The 17,639-nt window shown below is 67.2% G+C and carries 15 protein-coding genes and 2 pseudogenes; 7 read left to right on the top strand and 10 right to left on the bottom strand.

The window, feature by feature from the left end:
* Nucleotides 1–25: 25 nt before the first annotated feature.
* Nucleotides 26–2,005, bottom strand: coding sequence for a choline BCCT transporter BetT (gene betT, locus QRO93_RS04355; RefSeq protein ID WP_088026253.1), 1,980 nt, complete (start codon nucleotides 2,003–2,005; stop codon nucleotides 26–28).
* Between the two features lie 146 nt (nucleotides 2,006–2,151).
* Nucleotides 2,152–2,532 (bottom strand): VOC family protein, encoded by a 381-nt coding sequence (locus QRO93_RS04360; protein ID WP_006450259.1) that lies wholly within the window; start codon nucleotides 2,530–2,532, stop codon nucleotides 2,152–2,154.
* 148 nt (nucleotides 2,533–2,680) lie between these two features.
* On the opposite strand from QRO93_RS04360, the gene QRO93_RS04365 reads away from it, so the two are divergent.
* From QRO93_RS04365 to QRO93_RS04375, 3 genes are read left to right on the top strand one after another with little or no spacing between them, the layout of a single operon-like run.
* On the top strand, nucleotides 2,681–3,199 hold the full coding sequence (locus QRO93_RS04365; protein ID WP_180880777.1) for a sigma-70 family RNA polymerase sigma factor: 519 nt from the start codon (nucleotides 2,681–2,683) through the stop codon (nucleotides 3,197–3,199).
* Nucleotides 3,196–4,140, top strand: coding sequence for a FecR domain-containing protein (locus QRO93_RS04370; protein WP_180880778.1), 945 nt, complete (start codon nucleotides 3,196–3,198; stop codon nucleotides 4,138–4,140). Before QRO93_RS04365 ends, QRO93_RS04370 begins: the two co-directional genes overlap by 4 nt.
* 55 nt (nucleotides 4,141–4,195) lie before the next feature.
* Entirely contained in the window at nucleotides 4,196–7,075 is a 2,880-nt protein-coding gene (locus tag QRO93_RS04375) for a TonB-dependent receptor domain-containing protein (RefSeq protein WP_285303966.1), read from the top strand.
* A 126-nt stretch (nucleotides 7,076–7,201) separates the two neighbouring features.
* On the opposite strand, the gene QRO93_RS04380 is transcribed toward QRO93_RS04375, so the two are convergent.
* On the bottom strand, nucleotides 7,202–7,525 hold the full coding sequence (locus QRO93_RS04380; protein ID WP_053512188.1) for a multidrug efflux SMR transporter: 324 nt from the start codon (nucleotides 7,523–7,525) through the stop codon (nucleotides 7,202–7,204).
* Entirely contained in the window at nucleotides 7,525–7,878 is a 354-nt protein-coding gene (locus tag QRO93_RS04385; protein WP_053449983.1) for an SMR family transporter, read from the bottom strand. Before QRO93_RS04385 ends, QRO93_RS04380 begins: the two co-directional genes overlap by 1 nt.
* Nucleotides 7,879–8,038: 160 nt before the next feature.
* On the opposite strand from QRO93_RS04385, the gene QRO93_RS04390 reads away from it, so the two are divergent.
* Nucleotides 8,039–8,890 carry a LysR family transcriptional regulator gene (locus tag QRO93_RS04390; RefSeq protein ID WP_285303967.1) on the top strand — a complete coding sequence of 284 codons (852 nt, stop codon included), beginning with the start codon at nucleotides 8,039–8,041 and terminating at the stop codon, nucleotides 8,888–8,890.
* A gap of 73 nt (nucleotides 8,891–8,963) precedes the next feature.
* Here the strand turns inward: QRO93_RS04390 and QRO93_RS04395 are convergent, their stop codons facing one another.
* Complete coding sequence (locus QRO93_RS04395; protein ID WP_180880782.1) at nucleotides 8,964–9,884, bottom strand: M14 family metallocarboxypeptidase; 921 nt, start codon at nucleotides 9,882–9,884, stop codon at nucleotides 8,964–8,966.
* Between the two features lie 131 nt (nucleotides 9,885–10,015).
* Here QRO93_RS04395 and QRO93_RS21605 point away from each other — a divergent pair.
* Nucleotides 10,016–10,228 (top strand): annotated as a pseudogene (locus QRO93_RS21605) (TonB-dependent siderophore receptor); the annotation flags it as partial.
* Here QRO93_RS21605 and QRO93_RS04400 read toward each other — a convergent pair.
* Nucleotides 10,157–10,894 (bottom strand): annotated as a pseudogene (locus QRO93_RS04400) (metal-dependent hydrolase); the annotation flags it as partial. The pseudogenes QRO93_RS21605 and QRO93_RS04400 overlap by 72 nt on opposite strands.
* 185 nt (nucleotides 10,895–11,079) lie before the next feature.
* Between QRO93_RS04400 and QRO93_RS04405 the strand changes: the two are divergent.
* Nucleotides 11,080–11,724: a hypothetical protein gene (locus tag QRO93_RS04405; protein ID WP_164240422.1), complete on the top strand. Its 645-nt coding sequence runs from the start codon at nucleotides 11,080–11,082 to the stop codon at nucleotides 11,722–11,724.
* An 82-nt stretch (nucleotides 11,725–11,806) separates the two neighbouring features.
* Here the strand turns inward: QRO93_RS04405 and QRO93_RS04410 are convergent, their stop codons facing one another.
* Nucleotides 11,807–14,533 (bottom strand): TonB-dependent receptor domain-containing protein, encoded by a 2,727-nt coding sequence (locus tag QRO93_RS04410; protein WP_285303968.1) that lies wholly within the window; start codon nucleotides 14,531–14,533, stop codon nucleotides 11,807–11,809.
* A 211-nt stretch (nucleotides 14,534–14,744) separates the two neighbouring features.
* On the opposite strand from QRO93_RS04410, the gene QRO93_RS04415 reads away from it, so the two are divergent.
* A complete protein-coding gene (locus QRO93_RS04415; RefSeq protein ID WP_285303969.1) occupies nucleotides 14,745–15,344 on the top strand; it encodes a GNAT family protein in 600 nt (199 codons plus the stop codon).
* Here the strand turns inward: QRO93_RS04415 and QRO93_RS04420 are convergent.
* The 3 genes from QRO93_RS04420 to QRO93_RS04430 form a co-directional block, all read right to left on the bottom strand.
* Nucleotides 15,341–16,114, bottom strand: a complete 774-nt coding sequence (locus QRO93_RS04420; protein ID WP_180880284.1) for a CDP-diacylglycerol diphosphatase — start codon at nucleotides 16,112–16,114, stop codon at nucleotides 15,341–15,343. The genes QRO93_RS04415 and QRO93_RS04420 overlap by 4 nt on opposite strands.
* Nucleotides 16,115–16,287: 173 nt before the next feature.
* Entirely contained in the window at nucleotides 16,288–16,905 is a 618-nt protein-coding gene (locus QRO93_RS04425; RefSeq protein WP_053451329.1) for a hypothetical protein, read from the bottom strand.
* A 133-nt stretch (nucleotides 16,906–17,038) separates the two neighbouring features.
* Nucleotides 17,039–17,632 (bottom strand): hypothetical protein, encoded by a 594-nt coding sequence (locus tag QRO93_RS04430; RefSeq protein ID WP_180880269.1) that lies wholly within the window; start codon nucleotides 17,630–17,632, stop codon nucleotides 17,039–17,041.
* Nucleotides 17,633–17,639: the final 7 nt, after the last annotated feature.

Raw genomic sequence — 17,639 nt, forward strand, 5'->3', positions numbered from 1 at the left:
CGGGGGAATGCCCGGCGTTCGTGCATCAACGGCTGAGGTGCAGGAACTGCAGGTGCCGTTCGTACTGGCTGATGATGTCGTTGATGATCTGCTTGCGGCTGTAGCCGACCAGGTCGTAGTCCTGGCTGCCCTCGAACAGATGCACCTCGGCGCGGTAGTAGCGCTGGTTGCGCAGCTGTTGCGCGGCGAACGACGGCGTCAGGTAGCCACTCAGGATCACCCGGTACAGGAAGTCCTGCTGCTCGCCGTGATTCACCGTCAACTCCATGTCGCCGGCCTCGAATCGCGTGGCCACATCCCAGCCCTGCCCGCGCAACTGCTCGGCCACCGCCTCCATCGCTGGCTTCACGGTGTCGTCCATGAAGCGGTAGACCTGGTCGCGCACCGGGAAGTGCATGGCCTGGCTCAGGCGCTGGCGCCAGCCCTGGTGGTGGCGGTCGTCACCGATCAGCGGCGAGGGACGGTACTGCAGCGCGCGCTTGCGGTGCGATTCGTCACTGAAGGCGCGGGTCAGGCCCCACATCATCAGCAACAACACCGCCGAGAACGGCAGCGACGCCAGCACCACCGCCGATTTCAGCGCATCGATACTGCCGGCCAGCAGCAGGCCGGCGGTCAGCACCGCGATCACCGTGCCCCAGAACACACGCAGCCAGCGCGGGCCGTCATCCTCCGGCGCACCGCCATGCGAGGACAGCGTGGACAGCACCACCGCGCCGGAGTCAGCCGATGTCACGAAGAAAATGAAACTGACGAACACCGTCACCGCGATCACTGCCTTGCTCCACGGATAGCCGTCCAGCAGCGCGTACAGCACGGTGGGTGGATCATCCACCGCCAGTTGCGCCAGTTGCTGCTGGCCATGGTGCAGCACCTGGTCCAGCGCGCTGTTGCCGAAGATCGATAGCCACGCCAGGGTGAAACCGAGCGGTATCAGCAGCACGCCGAACACGAATTCGCGGATGGTGCGGCCACGCGAGATGCGCGCGATGAACAGGCCGACGAACGGCGCCCAGCCGATCCACCAGGCCCAGTAGAACACCGTCCAGCCACCCAGCCACTCCGGGCGGCCGCCATAGGCGTACACGTCGAAGCTCTTGCCGACCACGCTGCCCAGGTAGTCGCCCAGGTTCTGCATCAAAGTGCTGAGCAGGTACTGCGTGGGGCCGGCGCACAGCATGAACAGCACCAGCGCGATCGCCAGCAGCATGTTGATGTTGGCCATCCAGCGCACGCCCTTCTCCACGCCGGAGACAGCCACGGCCACCGCTGCGCCCATCATGCTGACCACCAGGATGATCTGCACCAGGTTGGAGTGCGGGATGTTGAACAGATGCGACAGGCCGGCGTTGAGATGCAGTACGCCGAAGCCCATGTCGGCACCGATGCCGAACACGGTGGCGACGATGCCCAGCGCATCCACGGTGTAGCCGATCGGGCCGTTGATGCGCTTGCCGATCAGCGGGTACAGCGCCGAACGCAGCGCCAGCGGCAGGTTATGGCGGTAGGCGAAATAGGCCATCGCCATTGCCGCCAGCGCAAACACGCCCCAGCCATGCAGGCCCCAATGCAGGAACAGCAGCTGCATGGCCTGGCGCGCACCGGCCTCACCCGCTGCGGGGTCGCCCTGCGGCGGCTGCAGGTAATGGGTCAGTGGTTCAGACACGCAGAAGAAGAACAAGGTGATGCTGATGCCCGCGGCGAACAGCATGCCGGCCCAGGACAGATAGCTGAACTCCGGCTCGTCATGGTCGGCACCAAGCTTGATGCCGCCATACTTGGAAAGCGCCACGCCGACCACGAATACCAGGTACAGGGTCATCGCCAGCAGGTAGTACCAGCCGACATTGAGCGCGGCCCAGTCCTGGGCCTTGACCAGCAGGCGGCCCGCGCCCAGCGGAAACAGGCTGACGAACAGCGCGAACGCCACGACAACGATCGCCGCGAAGGCGAACACAGGCCGAAGGGTGCGCACCGGGGATTGTTGCGGCTCCAAGGCTTCCATGGGGCGGCGTTCTCCGGCAGATCAAAGGATTAGCCGACCGATTCTGGCTGAACCGCAGTGGACAGAGCATGAAGTCGCGGCCGCGGGTCACGGCCCGCGCGCGCGCTTTCGTGCTATCGCGCGCGCGCCGCCGTGCGCGCCTTGCATCACGACATCACATGCACCGCGCACAGCTTGTTGCCGTCCGGATCGCGCAGGTAGGCCAGGAACAGCTGGCGTCCGGCCATGTTGCGGATGCCGGCCGGGTCTTCGATGGCGGTGCCGCCATGGGCCACGCCGGCGTCCTGCCAGCCGCGCACGGCCTCGGCACTGTCCAGGGTGAAGCCGATGGTGCCGCCGTTGGCATGGCACGCCGGCTCACCATCGATGGGGGCGGTGACGATGAACATCCGGCCGTCCTTGAAGTACACCAGTCGCCCCTTGTCGTCGAACACCCCCGGGCGCGCACCGAGGGCGGTGAACAGGGCCTCATAGAAGCGGTGCGCGGCCTCCATGTCGTTCGTTCCAACGGTGATGTGGCTGAACATGCGGACACTCCTTGTGGAAAACCGCAGTGTCGGCGAGCGCAGGGGCGCATCGCAAATCCACCCTCCTCGCGCCCTGGCTGCACAAGGTTTGTCGAGTGACGCACGATCATTCTATAATGGGAATCATTCTCATTAATGATCAATGCCGATGGCCGTGCCCGCCGCCTCCAGCACTGCGCTGGCGGGGTTCTACCGCGAACACCATGGTTGGCTGCTGGGCTGGCTGCGCCGCCGCACCCACAACGCAGACTGCGCGGCCGACCTGACCCAGGACACCTTCCTGCGCCTGCTCAGCCGTCGCGTCGATCCGTCCGAGCTGCGCCTGCCACGCGCCTACCTCAGCACCATCGCGCACGCGCTGCTGGTCAACCACTGGCAGCGCGCCGACCTGGAGCGTGCCTATCTGGCCGCGCTGGCCGCGCAACCGGAGCCGGTGCACCCGTCTGCGGAAGAACGCACGCAGGCATTGCAGCTGCTGCATGCCATCGCCGACATGCTGTCCGGCCTGGCCGAGCGACCACGGCGTGCCTTCCTGCTGGCACGGCTGTCCGGATTCGGCTATGCGGAGATCGGTCAACAGCTTGGCGTGTCCGAGCGGATGGTCAAGAAGTACATGGCGCAGGCGATGCTGCATTGCCTGCGCTTGTCCGGCGACGCCACGGCATGAGCAGCGCGCTCGCCAGCCCGGCGCTGGAACAGGCCGCGGAGTGGTTCGCGCTGCGCCAGCAGGGCTGGAGTGACGGCGACCAGCAGCGCTGGCGCGCATGGCTGCACGCCGATGCCGGCCACGCCGATGCCTGGCAGCGGGTCGAGTCGGTCTGGCAGTCGTTCGCGCCGTTGTCGGCTCCCGCGGCAGCGAGGGCGCTGGATGCTGCTGGCCGTCGCCGCCGGCAGGCACTGCGCGGCCTCGGCGGCGCCCTCGGCCTTGGCGCCTTCTCGTTGCTCGGCCTGCACGCCGTGCAGCTGCAGCGCGGCCTGCAGACGCAGCGCACCGCCGCCGGACACACAGGCCACTGGACCCTGGCCGATGGCAGCCGGCTGTGGCTCAACGCCGACAGTGAAGTGTCGATCGACATCGGCAACGGCCGCCGCAACCTGCATCTGCTGCGCGGCGAACTGCTGCTGCAGACCGGGCATCTGCCCGCATTTGCCCATCTGCCGCTGTCGGTGCATGTACCGGGCGCGCGCCTGCAGCCGATCGGCACCCGCTTCGCGGTCGGCCGTGAGCCGCAGGGCAGTCGCCTGGATGTGTTCGAGGGCGCGGTGCGCTGCCTGCCGCTGTTCGGCGCGGCGCAGGACGTACCCGCAGGCGGGGCGGTACGGATCGGTCCACTAGGCGGACTGTCGGCGGTCGATGCCGATCCGCTGCGTGGCGACTGGCAGGAGGGCCGACTGCAGGTGCAGGACGTGCCCCTGATCCGCGTCATCGACGAGCTCGCCCGCCACCATCGCGGTTACCTCGGGTGTGATCCGGCGCTCGCCGCATTGAACGTCACCGCTGTACTGCCACGCCTGGACAGCCTGCAGGCCCTGCAACTGTTGGTCCGGGCCCTGCCGATCCGCATCGAGCAGCGCTGGCCGTGGTGGACCGTCATGCGTCCGCGTTGAAACAGCGGTTCCCTTTCTGCGCCCTCACCGGGCCTAGCAAGGGAACCCATTGCGGATGTTGCCGGCCGCCGCCCATGCACAGGACACCAAAGCATCCGTGCGCTGGCAGATCCCGGCGGGTGCGCTCGACCAGGCCCTGACCGCGTTCGGCCAGCAATCGGGCCTGTCCATCGCCGCCGACGCGCGCCTGACCCGGGGTCGCCACAGCAACGGCGTACAGGCCACGCTCGACGCCGATGCCGCATTGGCACAGCTGCTGGCCGGTACCGGCCTGACCTTCCAGCGTGATGCCAGCGGTGTGGTGCTGCAGGCGGCACCCAACGCTGAAGCAGGAGTGCGCCAGATCGGCACCCTGCGCGTGGCTGGCCAGGCCAGCGAAGGCGCTTCGCCGTGGGGCCTGGCCGACGCCGATGCGGTCTACCGTGACAGCGGCTCGCGCGTGCACCTGGACCGCCAGCAGCTGGAACGCTTCCGCGGCCAGTCGATCGGCGATGTGCTGGCCGGTGCGGTCGGCGTGCATACCGCTGACGTCCGCAATGGCGGCGCGCTGGACGTCAACATCCGCGGCCTGCAGGGCCAGAACCGGGTGCCGGTGATCATCGACGGCGGCCAGCAGGCCATCGACGTGTACCGCGGCTATGCCGGCGTGCAGCAGCGCAGCTACCTCGATCCGGACCTGATCAGCGCGGTCAGCATCGAGAAGGGACCGAGCCTGGCCGCCAATGCCGCCAGCGCGATCGGCGGCGTGGTCTACATGGAAACGCTGAACGTCGATGACATCCTCGACGATGGGCAGGACTGGGGCCTGCGCGTGCGCGGCGGCGTGGCCGACAACAGTATCGACCGCACGCGCGTGTTCAAGCAGGTAGCGCGTGGCAGCGACAACCGCAACAGCCTGCGCGACCCGCGTGACTGGAATGGCAGCGTGGCCTTCGCCCAGCGCGGCGAAGACTGGCAGCTGGTGGCCGCCTATGCACGTCGCCGCCAGGGCAACTACTTTGCCGGCAGCAACGGCGCGCACCGCTACGACGACCAGCACCTGTCCAGCGGCGGCACCGGCATGTCCAGCCAGGCGGTGTCCAAGCTCTTTCATCCAGGCGATGAGGTACTCAACACGCATACCGACAACGAATCGGCACTGCTGAAATTCACCTGGACACCCGACCCCGACCAGCGCCTGGAGCTGAGCCACCGCTTCTTCAACTCCAGCTTCGGCGAGATCATGCCGTCGGCGATCGGCCGCGTGGGCGAGTCCAACGAATGGGTGACCTACGTGGACAAGGCCAACACCATGTTCCAGTTCGAGCCGGGGAAGATGCGGGTCAACGCCACCTCGCTGCGCCACCGCTACCGGCCCGAGGCACACCCGTGGCTGGACCTGAGCAGTACCCTGTGGTTCACCACCGCCACCAGCCGCATGTTCAACAGCAACATCGCCAACACGCCGCTGTTCAAGAACTATCCGGGCGACGCCATGCCCGACACGCTGGGCGAGACCTACGGCCCGGGCCTGCAGTCGGACGTGAAGACCCAGCGCTGGGGCGTGGACAGCAGCAACACCACCCGCTTCAGCAACGATCTGGGTGAGTGGACGCTGCGCTACGGTGCCGCCTTCCAGCATGAGGACACCGCGCCGAATTCACCGGTGCTGCCGGTGGACTACAACAACAACCGCTACCTGCGCTCGGGCACGCGCCGCGAAGCCAGCGTCGTCGCCTCGCTGCAGTGGCAGCCGTGGGACTGGCTGTCGCTGACCGCGGGCGGCCGCTTCATCGACTACCGCACCCGTGACCGCAACCGCGTGGCCTTCGTCAGCGAATCGCGCGACCTGCGCTACACCTTCGCCCGCCTGAGCAAGGGCGGCCAGCTGCTGCCGGGCTGGTACAAGGAGTGGTACCCGGACGCACAGGGCAACTACACGTATGACTCGCTGCGCGCCACGCCCTATGGCGACAGCACGCTGGGCCAGGCCTACGACTTCGATGGCTTCATTCCCGATCCGCGCGGTGCCAACGGCTTCTACACCAAGCAGATTCCCACCGCGTGGGGCTACAAGCCGGCGATCCGCCGCTCCGGCCATGGCTTCGCGCCGTATGCCGAGGCCCGCTTCAACCTCGATGCGGACATGTTCTTCTACGTGAAGTACGCGCAGGGCTGGAAGATGCCCAGCCTGTTCGAATCGACGCTGGGCAACAGCACCTCGGCGCCAGTGGCCGACCTGAAGCCGGAAAAGAACCGCTCCTGGGACATCGGCTTCAGCCTGCTCAAGCAGGACCTCTGGCGTGACGGCGACCGCCTGGCGTTCAAGGTGGCCTGGTTCAAGAACGATATCGACAACGCGATCACCCGCCGCTTCGATTCCAGCACCTGGGCGTTCTACGTCGACAACGTCGACAACTACACGGTGTCCGGCTACGAGCTGCAGTCGGGCTATGACGCCGGCATTGCCTACCTGGACCTGTCGGCCAGCTACTACCAGCGCGCGCGCACCTGCGATGCGGCCACCGCCAAGCGCCTGCGCGAAGACCCGTATGCCAAGTGGAGCAAGCTGGATACCACGCCGGACTGCGTGGACGGCGGCTTCGGTACCTCGTTCGTCAACGCGCAGAATCCGCCGAGGTACTCGATCCACAGCACGCTGGGCTTCCGCCTGTTCGACCGCCGCCTGGATACCGGCATCCGCCGCACCTACAACAGTGGCCCCACCCATGAACTGGACAAGCCCTGGAACACCACCGGTTCGACCGGCCTGCAGAACATCTACCTGCCCACCGCGATCTATGACTTCTACGCGCGCTGGCAGTTCACCCCGAAAGCCGAGGTGGAACTGGTGGTCAGCAACCTGCGCGACACCTACTACATGGACATGCTGGCGATGAGCCTGATGCCGGGCCCGGGCCGCACCACGCGGCTGAACTTCACCGCACGCTTCTGAGCCCTGCGGATACGACAGCGCCCCGGGGAGATCCTCCCCGGGGCGCTTGCCTGCGCGACTCACGCTCCGGCAGGTGCCGGCGACTCAGCACTGGCAGGTGCCAACCTTGGTTGGCACAGCGGCGCATTACTTCGCGGTACTGAGCAGCAGCACCGCGAACGTGACCAGCGCGATGCCGACCCAACCGATCGGACGCAGGCGGTTGCCGAACAGCAGGCGGCCGCAGGTAGCGGTACCGATCACACCGATCGCACCCCACATCGCATAGGCGGTGGCCAGGTCCATGTAGCGCACCGCCTGGCCCAGCAGGGCGAAGGCGATCCAGACCATGACGATCGCCGCAACACCCCAGCGCCAGCGGCGGAAGCCTTCCGACTTGGCCACCATCATGTTGGCGGCGACGTCGATCAAGGCCGAACAGATCACGAAGAACAGGGCCAGGGTGTTCATCAGTGCGCCTCCCCGAGGGTGACGCAGACGATGCCGACCACCGCCAGCACCAGGCCGGCCAGCTGCTGCAGCGACAGGCTCTCGCCGAACACGGTGACGCCGACCACGGTCAGCAGGGTCAGGCCGAGGCCTTCCCACACCGCATAGGCCACGCCGACCGCGATGCGACGCACCGAGAGCGCCAGGAAGTAATAGGACAGCGCCAGCGCGCCAGCCATGACCAGGTAACCGGTCCAGCCGCCATCACGGGCGGCATGGGCCATGAACGAGGTACCGACCACTTCGGCGACGATCGCCACGGTCAGGCAGGCCCAGGCGACCAGCGCGCCACGGGCGGGAACAGTGCGGGACATGTGAAACTCCTTGCAGGGCGGGGACCGCGCCCCGTCATCAGTAGATCCACGCCATGCGTGGATGATCCGGAACGCCCCACAGACAGGGGCGACGACCGGCAGTATCATCGTCTTTTACGGTGGGATCAAAATGGATTCCATCGACAAGAGCGATGGATCAATGCCCTACTCTCCTGAATCCCTGCAGGCCTTCGTCGAAGCCGCAGCGCTCGGCTCGTTCTCGGCGGCAGCGCGCCGGCTGCGCAAGACCCAGTCGACGGTCAGCACCGCCATCGCCCACCTCGAAGCCGACCTGGGCGTGAGCCTGTTCGACCGCAGTGGGCGCTACCCACAGCTGACCGAAGCCGGCCGACAGGTGCTCGGGCATGCCCAGGAGATCCTCGCCGCCGATGTGCGCCTTCAGCAGTTGAGCGTGCGCCTGGCCGCACCGGTCGAAGCGCGCCTGACCGTGGTGTTCTCCGATGTCTACCAGCTTGATCCGAAGCTGCGGGTCCTGCAACGGTTTGCGGAGGCGTTCCCTGAAATCGAGCTGGAATGGCTGGATGCCGAAGGTGAGGACGTGCTGGAAGTTGTATGCAGCGGCAGGGCCGGCCTGGGCCTGCTGCCCAGGCAGGAACGCTATCCCGATGAACTGGTGGCCCGACCGCTGGCGCACCACAGCGAACTATCGATCTATGTGGCGCGCGACCATCCGCTGGCCGACGCCGGCCGCCGCGCGGCAGCCCAGCTGGCCCGGTACCGGCAGGTGCGATTGAGCGCCGAGGTCGAACATGCACGTGCAGCCACCGGGCTGGCGTGGACCGCCACCGACTACCTGATGGTGATGGAGATGACCGAGGACGGCATCGGCTGGGCCGAACTGCCACGCGCGCTGGTACAGCGCTATGACCGTGGGCAGCTGGTGGAACTGACCCTGCCCGGCTGGCCACGGCGTATCCACAGCGACCTGCTGTGGCGCCGCGACACGCCGCCGGGTCCGGCCGCCCTGTGGTGGGTCGACGCGTTGGGGTGAACCGAAAAAGGGGACGGAGGGAATTAAGTCGTTTGTGCCACAAACGACTTAATTCCCTCCGTCCCCTTTTTCGTCAACGATGGGCCAGTGCGTAATCCAGCGCCGAGCACACCGCGGCCACCTGTGCGTCGTTGCACTGCTGCGGCGTGGCGCGCGGGCTGTCCGGGTAGACCTCGGTGGTGGTGGTGTACTTCGCACCGGTGATGCCCGCGCACAGCGCCAGCTTCTCCAGCGGGTACTCGATCACGCCATGGGCGACCACCGGCGAACCGATGATTTCGCCCTTGTCGTCGGCCGGGGCGATGTGGGTGACCTTCTCCACCGCGGCGATCACCGCCTGCTGGAACGCCGGCTGCGGGTTCGCGGTGTCGTCGACCAGGTAGAAGCCATCCGGGATCAGGCCCGGCTCGAACGGCTTGCCATCACGCGCCGCCAGGGCCGGGCGGAACTCGCTCTCGTCGCTGTCGGTGGTTTCATGCAGGTCGATGTGCAGCACGAACTGGCCCTGGTAGGGCGCGATCAGTTGGATCACGGCGGTCGACTCTCGCGCCGGGCCATCGGCGCGGAAATTGCGGTTGGGGTCGACCGCATCGAAGTTCCAGCGGTTGATGCGCTCAAAGCCCCACGGGTTCACGCACGGTGCCACCAGCAGGTTGGCCTTGCCGGCATAGTCGGCGGCGTGCTTCTCGAGGAACTCCAGCGCACCCATCACGCCGCTGGTCTCATAGCCGTGCACGCCACCGGTGACCAGCGCCGCCGGCAGGGCCGGATTCCAGTCACGGCTGCGCAGGGCAAACAGGGTGTAGATCTCACCCGCGTAGTCGAGCTGGCCATAAGCCACCTTGTCGAAGCGCGAGGCCAGTGCCTCGATGCGCGGCAACACCTCCTGGTCATAGCGACGCAGGCGCTGCTGGCGGCCACGCCACTGGTCCCGTTCCGCCGCTCCCCACGGCTGGCCAGGGGTTCCGACGGGGTAGAAAGCGGCTTGGGACATGGCGGATCTCAGCGAGTCAGGAAGCAATCCATCACTCTACCACCCGGTCATCGGCATGAACCGCAGACGCATTCCATTGGCGAATGGAATCAGCAATAATTCTCATTTACGACCTTCCACGACCTGCGCCGATGCCCATCAACGCCCTCCGACCGGCCCACCTGCCGCTGGCCGCCGCCCTCGCCCTGTGCCTGCTCCCGGCCGCCAGCGCCTTCGCCCAGGACGGCGCCACCACGTTGGACAGCATCCAGGTCTCCGGCAGCTGGCTGGGCACCGGCCTGCACGACAGCGTCAAGAGCTTCGCCGGCGCCCGCACTGTGGTCGACCGCCAGCGCATCGATGCGCAGCAGCTGTGCCAGCCCGGTCTCGCCGGGTTCGTGCAGATGGATGTCCAGCCGCACGCCATAGCGCTCGGCCAGGCCGAACAACAGCGCCAGCTGCCCTTCGGCATCGCCGTCGAGGGTGGTCGGGTCGATGCCGCCCAGTACCTCCACGCCCGCGGCAATGGCCTGCTCCAGCACTGCGGCGGTGCCTGGGCAGGACATCACCCCGGCCTGCGGGAACGCCACCAGCTGGATGCGCACGATGTCGGCACAGCGCAGCGCCGCCTCGCGCACCGCGTCCAGATGGCGCAGCCCGGTACTGCCATCGATGTCGACGTGACAGCGCATCGCCACCGTGCCGAAGCCGCTGCACTGGCGGATCAGCGCCTCGGCCCGGTCGACCATCGGTGCCGCGCCCGCCACCGCCGCCTTCTCCACCGCCAGGCGCTCACGCAGGCTGTTCACCGGTTGGTGCGGATGCCAGCGATCACCCACGAAGCTCTTGTCCAGGTGGATATGGCCGTCCACCAGGCCTGGCAGGACGGCAAAGCCGCTCAGATCGACGCTTTCCGCACCTTCGCGCGGCGTGCCTTCTGCGTTCAGGCCGCTGATGCGTCCGTTGCGGATGTGGAAATGCAACGGTGCACCGTCGCGATCCACGCCGCCATGGACGAACTGAAGCGTCATCGGAAACTCCCGCAAAGCCAGGTCATGGCGCCATCCTGCGCCCCCGGCACCCCCATCGGCCAACGAAATATCTGGATGCCATGCATTCATCAGAACGATGAATGCCGCAACGACGGCCGGCCGCTGCCACGCCGTGCACACGCCTGAACGGGTACCATAGGCACCTGTTTCCGCTGTGATGCCGCATGGGCCCGTCCGACCGCCACGATCGTCTCCGCCGCTGGCAGGCCGCGTCCCTGCTTGCCGCCGCCCCGATCGCCAGCCTGTCCGCCACTGATGCCGCCGCCACTGCACCGCTGCAGGCACCGCCTGGACAGCAGCGCATCGCGCCGGCTGCGCTGGTCGAACGGCTGCACCAGCGCGTGCTGTCCGGGCAGAGCGCTACCGCCACCCTGGAGCACTGGTGCGCCGAGCATGGCCTGGCCGAGCAGGCACGGGTGCGTGCGGTGCGCGTGCGCGGCCAGGACAAGCCGGCACCGGCCGACGTGTTGCAGGCGCTGGGCGCGGCGCAATCCGGTACCGCCCTGCGCTACCGCCGCGTGCAGCTGGTCTGTGGCACCCGCGTGTTGTCCGAGGCCGACAACTGGTACCTGCCCGGCCACCTCAGCCCGGCCATGAACGACGTGCTGGACAGCACCGACGAGCCCTTCGGGCGCGTGGTCGGCCCGCTCGGCTTCCAGCGCCAGACCCTGGCCGACCAGACCTTCTGGCCGCCGCGCGGCGAAGGCGATCATGGCGTGATCCTGGAAGTGCGCGCCCTGTTGCGCGACCGCCAGCAGCAGCCTTTCAGCTATGTCATCGAGTCGTACCTGCAGCAGGCGCTGCCCTGAACCGACGGCGGGCGCAGCGGCACCACACGATGAGTGAAAGGCGAAAGGCCCGGCAATGCCGGGCCTTTCGCTTGCAGCGGGATCAGCGGAACCGGTAGTCCAGCTGCAACCAGTACTGGCGGCCATACGGGTCGTAGTTGCCGACCGGATAGAACGGCCAGCCGCCTCCGTTCCTGTCTGCCGGCGGGCGGCTGTCGCGCAGGTTGTTGACGATCACGCCCACCGACAGGTTGTCACCAAACTGGCGGAACACGCTGGCGTTGTAGGTCATGTACGGACCCATGCGGCCACTGCCATCACTCTTTGGCAGCGAGCCGAAACGGTTGCCATACAGCGTGGTGGTCCAGTCACCCTGGTTCCAGGTGATGCTGCCGTTGGCCTTGCTGCGCCACTGGTAGTCATCCAGCGAATTGCGGATGTCGCGCTCCGGGTCGTCGGAGAACTGCCGGTATGTGTGCTCCAGCACCACGGTGTAGGCCAGGCGCGTGGTGAAGCGGCCATAGCGGCCCGCATCGAAGCGCCAGTTGCCCTTCAGGTCCAGGCCGCGCACCGATTCGGACGCCGCGTTGATCGGGTTGATCAGCACGCGGGTCACCTGGTCCGGTTGCACGGTGGCATTGGAGGGGTTGCGGATCACCCGCGACAGCGCGTCCTGGCACAACGGTGAGCCGATATCACGCGCCTCGCCGCCCAGCGTGCGACCCAGGCGGCAATCGGCCTCGTCGCGCAGGATGCGGCTGGTGTCGAGGCTGGTCACCTCGTTGTCGATGCGGATGTCGTAGTAGTCAGCGCTGAAATCCAGCCCGGCCAGCGGCGACCAGACCACGCCGAAGCCATAGGATTTGGCGGTTTCCGGCTGCAGCTGCGCATTCGCGCGGTTGCTGTAGTCAATCGACAGGCCGTTGTAGTCGCAGTTGTCATACGACTGGCCTGCGGTGCGGCAACGCCAGTAGTCGGTCATGCCCGGGTTGTAGCCACGGGTCTCGGTGGCGAACACGTAGTTCATGTCCGGCGCGCGGAAGCTGGTCGCAGCGGTACCACGGATCAGCAGGCTCTCGATCGGGCGGAACTCCACGCCGAAGCTCCAGGTGGCCTTGCCGAGGTGCTCGCCGCCGGCACGGTACTGGTCGTAGCGACCGGCCAGGGTGGTGGTCAGCGACTTCAGCAACGGCAGTTGCAGTTCAACACCCGCCGCATAGCGGTCGCGCTCGCCACCGGCACCGATGCCGGCGCTGGTGTTCCAGAACTCTCCGCTCCCCAGCCGCGGATCGGGGCGGTTGCGGTAACCCTGGCTGCCGGCCTCGACCACCGCCGCCAGCGCGGCATCACCGCCGGGCAGCGCGAACAGGCGGCCGTTGATGCTGGCGCTGAAGGTCTGCAGCCACGCTGCATTGCGGCTTTCCTGGTAGTCGGACAGCCCCTCGTACTCGTTCGGCGTCAGCGGCTTGAACAGGCGTGCCGGGTCCGGTGCATAGACCTCCACGCCATCGCGCACGCCCAGCTTCGGGCCGAGCAGGTATTCGTTGATGCCGGCCAGCAGTACCGGGCGACGGGTACGGTTCTCGTAGCGGGAACGGCTGTAGACCGCTTCATAGTCCCAGTCGCTGTCGCCGATCCGGCCTCGCGCGCCGACGTTGAACGACCACGAGTTTTCCAGGAAGCGGTTGGCGTTGCGCGGCAGGCCACCGATCTCTTCCGGTGCGAAGCGACGGTACCAGCTCTCCAGGTTGCCGGTGGTCTGGTTGTAGAAATAGTTGCGGGCCGACGTCCAGGTGGGCGCGCGGGTGTTGTTGGTGATGCGTGCGCTGCCCACGGCCAGATCGGCGAACAGGTCGGTGGTCTCGTTGACGTGGAAGGTCAGCAGGCCATACCCATTGAGGTTGCGCTTCTCGGTCTGCACGGTCCAGTAACTGGCGGCAGCCTCGTTGCTGCCGCAGTACCAGCCCTGGCGCGGGTTGAAGGCACGGAACACACTGCCGCCGTAGATGCCCGACGCCGGGTCGCAGCCGTTCGTACCCGGGTCGATGTTGCGGCCGGTGGCGGCGTTGCGCCGGTAGGCGATGGCGGTGGCCTGCGGCGCCTTGCCGGTCGGGTCATCGTCCAGCGAATCCATGAAGTCGCGCTGGCGCGCGTGGATCGCCTTGCGCACATCGAACTCGAAGCCGAACAGGCCGTCCCAGCGCTCACCGGAACCGCCGCCGACCACCTGTACGCGCTGGTTGTCGCCACCGCCCTGCTGGGTACCGCCAGCGCGCACGTTCACGTCCACGCCCTCGAAGTGGTCCTTGAGGATGATGTTGACGACGCCGGCGATGGCATCGGAGCCGTACACCGCCGATGCACCGGCAGCCAGCACCTCGATGCGCTCGATCAGCGCGCTCGGAATGTTGGCCAGGTTGACCACGTTCACCGAACCTTCGTAGGCCAGAGGGTAGTCGGACTGGCGTCGGCCGTTGACCAGTACCAGCGTGCGGTTCGGGCCCAGCCCCCGCAGATTGATAGTGTTGGCGGCCGGGGTGAACGTGTTGCCGAAGTCTTCGCCCTGCACGTTGCCGGTGTTCTCGGTCAAGGCACTCAATGCATCGAAGGCATTGCGGTAACCCTGCGCATCGATCTGCTCACGGCTGATCACCGTCACCGGCGACGGCCCCTCGACGCTGGCGCGGGGAATGCGCGAGCCGGTGACCTTCACTTCCTGTAGCTGGGTGGGTGCGCTTTCCTGCGCGAAGGCCGGCGACGAGACCAGCATCAGGGACGACAGCGCGAGCACCAGCGGACGCGGGCGCAGCGCCTTGTGAGAGGCAGACATGGGCTTCCTGGAGGAGTGGGTGGTGGCACGGGCAGCGGCCATCGGCACATAACGTTCCCGTAACGAAAGTGTCCTGAATGGGCAGTTTCAACGGAAATGACCAGCCCTGATGGACTTATGCCTGAACCGAATCAGACCTGCCGCGGCAGCGATCACGCTTTTGCAACGATTTGAATGGTCTGCCGCTGCGGGCCTCGCCATCGTTGCGGGGATGATCAGCCCATATCCGACCCCCGCCCTCCCCCCGCTACGCCCGGTGCTGCGCCGCCATCTGCTGCAGCTGCAGGTGGCGCCGATCACCCTGCGCCCGTTCCAGCGCACCGATCTGCCGCGCTGGCGCCTGTTCGACGACCGTCGGCAGCGCGGCCGCCACCCCCCGTCCGGCATCGACGAGGAGGCACGCTTCCTCGCCCACATGCATCGCTCACGCCTGGAGCAGGACAACGACCAGCTGCTGCTGGGCGTGTTCGATGACGAACACGGCACGGTGCTGGACCAGCTGCACATCCGCCTGCAATCGCAGGAGGCGCGCTGCGTCGAGCTGCTGTCGCTGCAGCACGGGCATCCGCATGTCGACGCCATGCTGCAGGCACTGTGCCCGTTCCTGTTCGACGGCGTCGGCCTGCATCGCGTGTTCGTGATGCTGCCCCCGGACGGCAACACGCCGTTCGCCAACGCGCTGCACGCCTTCGGTTTCAACCTGGAAGGCCTGCTGCGCGACCATCATCTGGACATGGACGGCTGGCAGGATCGCCAGCTGTGGGCACTGACCGCGCCGACGTGGCGCAGCGGCCTGCAGGTGGCAGACTAGCGCACCCGTTCCAGCACATCGCCGGCACCGGTCAGCACCGAGCAGGCGTGGTCCTGCAACTCTTCTCCGCTGGCCTCGTTGCCGGTTTCCGCGTCCACACGGGTGGCCAGCAGGATGAAGCCCGGGCCACCCTGCACCTGGTCACGCCCCGCCACCACCAGACTCCACTGGCCCACGTCGTCCACGCCTGCCAGGCCATAGGCCAGCAGGTTGAGCGGATTGGCGGTCAGCTCCGCGCCCGGCAGCAGGCGTGCCTGGTAGCGATGGCCACGCAGCAGCACCGGCAGTGGCGCCCACTCGGTGCCCAGCGCAGCCGCCTGCGCATCGAGGGCCTGCAGCACGTCTGCACGCAGGCAGTCGACGTGGATATGCAGCTGATGCTGCGAGCGCCCATGCGGTGAATTCAGCGCCAGGCTGGCCACGCTGCGCGGCAGCGTCTGGCCCAGGGCCCGCTCGGTATGGCCGCGGGCCTGCCAGGCGGCGGCGAAGTAGTTCGGTGCTCCGCGCTGGTACAGGCTGCGGTTCTCGATGCCACTCACCTTGTCCAGCGGCATCAGCAGGAACTGGTAGTCGCCGTGCGCATCCTTGACCAGCACATCGCGCCGATCCACTGCCGCCTCCACCTGCAGGCAGTCACCACGCGGGCCTTCGGCCCCGCGGCAGTCACGCTCGATCAACCGCCACAACGCATCGGAGTGGGCCGGCGGTGGCGGAGCGCTGGCACAACCAGCCAGCGCGGACAGGGACAACAGCAGCAACAAGCGGGGCACGGCACTCACGTCAATGGCTCGGCCAACGGCCGCGGCCCGTATTGTAGCCGCCCTCCCAGCCACGCACCGCGCCGGCGGCATGGAAGGTTTCCTTTGCCTTGCCCGGGGTATGCGGGGTCGCGCCGAATCGCTTCCAAGGCGGTCCCGGCGTTCCGCCGGATCACTGTCCTGGGTCAGTAGGTGCCGTACGACACTTCCACCACGACCGGCTTGCCCGCGTCCTGGGCCGGCTGCAGGGTGAAGCGGTCCAGCGCGCTGCTGTCATCGCCCAGCGGCGTGCTGCGGAACTGCAGGCGGTAGGTCGACCCCGCCTGCACGCTGCCATCGGGCAGCAGCCGTGCGTTGGCCGGAACGAGCAGCCCACCCAGATCGCTGTAGGCTTCGGGCGCATCACTGAAGCCGTAGTCGACCAGTTCATCGGTACGCCGCATCTCGTAGACCCGGGTCGGCCACGGCCGCGCCGTACTGCGGCCGTTGCGCAGATCGGTCACCCACTGTTCCGGCAGCTGGTAGACCTTGCGCAGCGCCGTATCGTCCAGTTCGGCGCTGGCCACCTGCAGGCAGCACACCAGCCGCTTGCTTTCGCGGTCGTAGATCGCGAAACGGGCGTCACGGCTCGCCGGCGCCGGCAGCAGCGCGAACGGCACATCCCGCAACGCCGGCTCGGCGCCATCGCGTGAGCCCAGGTTGCGCCAGCCACCGAAGGTCGGCTCGGCCGCCTGTGCCACCGGGACGGCCAGGCAAAGCGCCACCATCAGTGCGCCGGCCGCGGGTGCGATCCAGTTGTGCATGTTGTTCATCCGTCGATGGCACCAGGCCAATCAGTTTCGTGAGGATGCCATGAAGATGCAGCGGCTGCCATGTGGGGACGGGCAAGGACGCGGCGGCGCCGGTTCCGGCCAGGCAACGAAGCAGGCCTGCCCGCTAATAGGTTCCGAAAGGCACCTCGACCCTCAGGGCTGCACCGCCCCTGGCCGGTTTCAAGGTGTAGGTGTGTACGCCACCATCGCCATCGGCCAGCGAGGTTTCATCCCGCTGCACCGTATAGCGCTCCCCGGCAATCTCCAGCGCATCTGGCCCCACCACCCGCGCATCTGGCGGCAGCAACAGGCCACCCGCTGCGTCGCCCTCTTCCCTGAAGGTATGGCTGCCCATCGCATCCTGGACCTTCAGCAGCTGGACATGCGGACGATAGGGTGCGGCATCCAGATTCCAGCCATTGGTCAGATCGGTCACCCACGGCCCCGGGATGTGCAAGCGGTCCTGGAGCTCGCTTTCACTCACCTCGGCGCCTTGCACCGACAGGCAACACACCACCTTTCCTGCCCTGGCGTCGTAGATCGCCCAGCGACTTCCCACCGGTGCAGCATGGGGAAGCATGGAGAAATGGAAGTGCCGCGCGTAATCACTGTCGGAGACCCGGCGCCACCCGCCCACGTCGCGCGGCTGCGCATGGCAACTCGCCGAAAGCAGTACGCCTGCTGCCGCAAGCGCCGCTCGACTCACGAACCCGGCCATCTTCACC

The organism is Stenotrophomonas maltophilia group sp. Smal17 (genome assembly GCF_030237045.1).
Taxonomy (GTDB): Bacteria; Pseudomonadota; Gammaproteobacteria; order Xanthomonadales; family Xanthomonadaceae; genus Stenotrophomonas; species Stenotrophomonas forensis.

Coding starts and splice junctions, on each gene's coding strand:
- betT (WP_088026253.1), bottom strand. CDS start 2,005: ATGGAAGCCTTGGAGCCGCAACAATCCCCGGTGCGCACCCTTCGGCCT.
- QRO93_RS04360 (WP_006450259.1), bottom strand. CDS start 2,532: ATGTTCAGCCACATCACCGTTGGAACGAACGACATGGAGGCCGCGCAC.
- QRO93_RS04365 (WP_180880777.1), top strand. CDS start 2,681: ATGGCCGTGCCCGCCGCCTCCAGCACTGCGCTGGCGGGGTTCTACCGC.
- QRO93_RS04370 (WP_180880778.1), top strand. CDS start 3,196: ATGAGCAGCGCGCTCGCCAGCCCGGCGCTGGAACAGGCCGCGGAGTGG.
- QRO93_RS04375 (WP_285303966.1), top strand. CDS start 4,196: ATGTTGCCGGCCGCCGCCCATGCACAGGACACCAAAGCATCCGTGCGC.
- QRO93_RS04380 (WP_053512188.1), bottom strand. CDS start 7,525: ATGAACACCCTGGCCCTGTTCTTCGTGATCTGTTCGGCCTTGATCGAC.
- QRO93_RS04385 (WP_053449983.1), bottom strand. CDS start 7,878: ATGTCCCGCACTGTTCCCGCCCGTGGCGCGCTGGTCGCCTGGGCCTGC.
- QRO93_RS04390 (WP_285303967.1), top strand. CDS start 8,039: ATGCCCTACTCTCCTGAATCCCTGCAGGCCTTCGTCGAAGCCGCAGCG.
- QRO93_RS04395 (WP_180880782.1), bottom strand. CDS start 9,884: ATGTCCCAAGCCGCTTTCTACCCCGTCGGAACCCCTGGCCAGCCGTGG.
- QRO93_RS04405 (WP_164240422.1), top strand. CDS start 11,080: ATGGGCCCGTCCGACCGCCACGATCGTCTCCGCCGCTGGCAGGCCGCG.
- QRO93_RS04410 (WP_285303968.1), bottom strand. CDS start 14,533: ATGTCTGCCTCTCACAAGGCGCTGCGCCCGCGTCCGCTGGTGCTCGCG.
- QRO93_RS04415 (WP_285303969.1), top strand. CDS start 14,745: ATGATCAGCCCATATCCGACCCCCGCCCTCCCCCCGCTACGCCCGGTG.
- QRO93_RS04425 (WP_053451329.1), bottom strand. CDS start 16,905: ATGCACAACTGGATCGCACCCGCGGCCGGCGCACTGATGGTGGCGCTT.
- QRO93_RS04430 (WP_180880269.1), bottom strand. CDS start 17,632: ATGGCCGGGTTCGTGAGTCGAGCGGCGCTTGCGGCAGCAGGCGTACTG.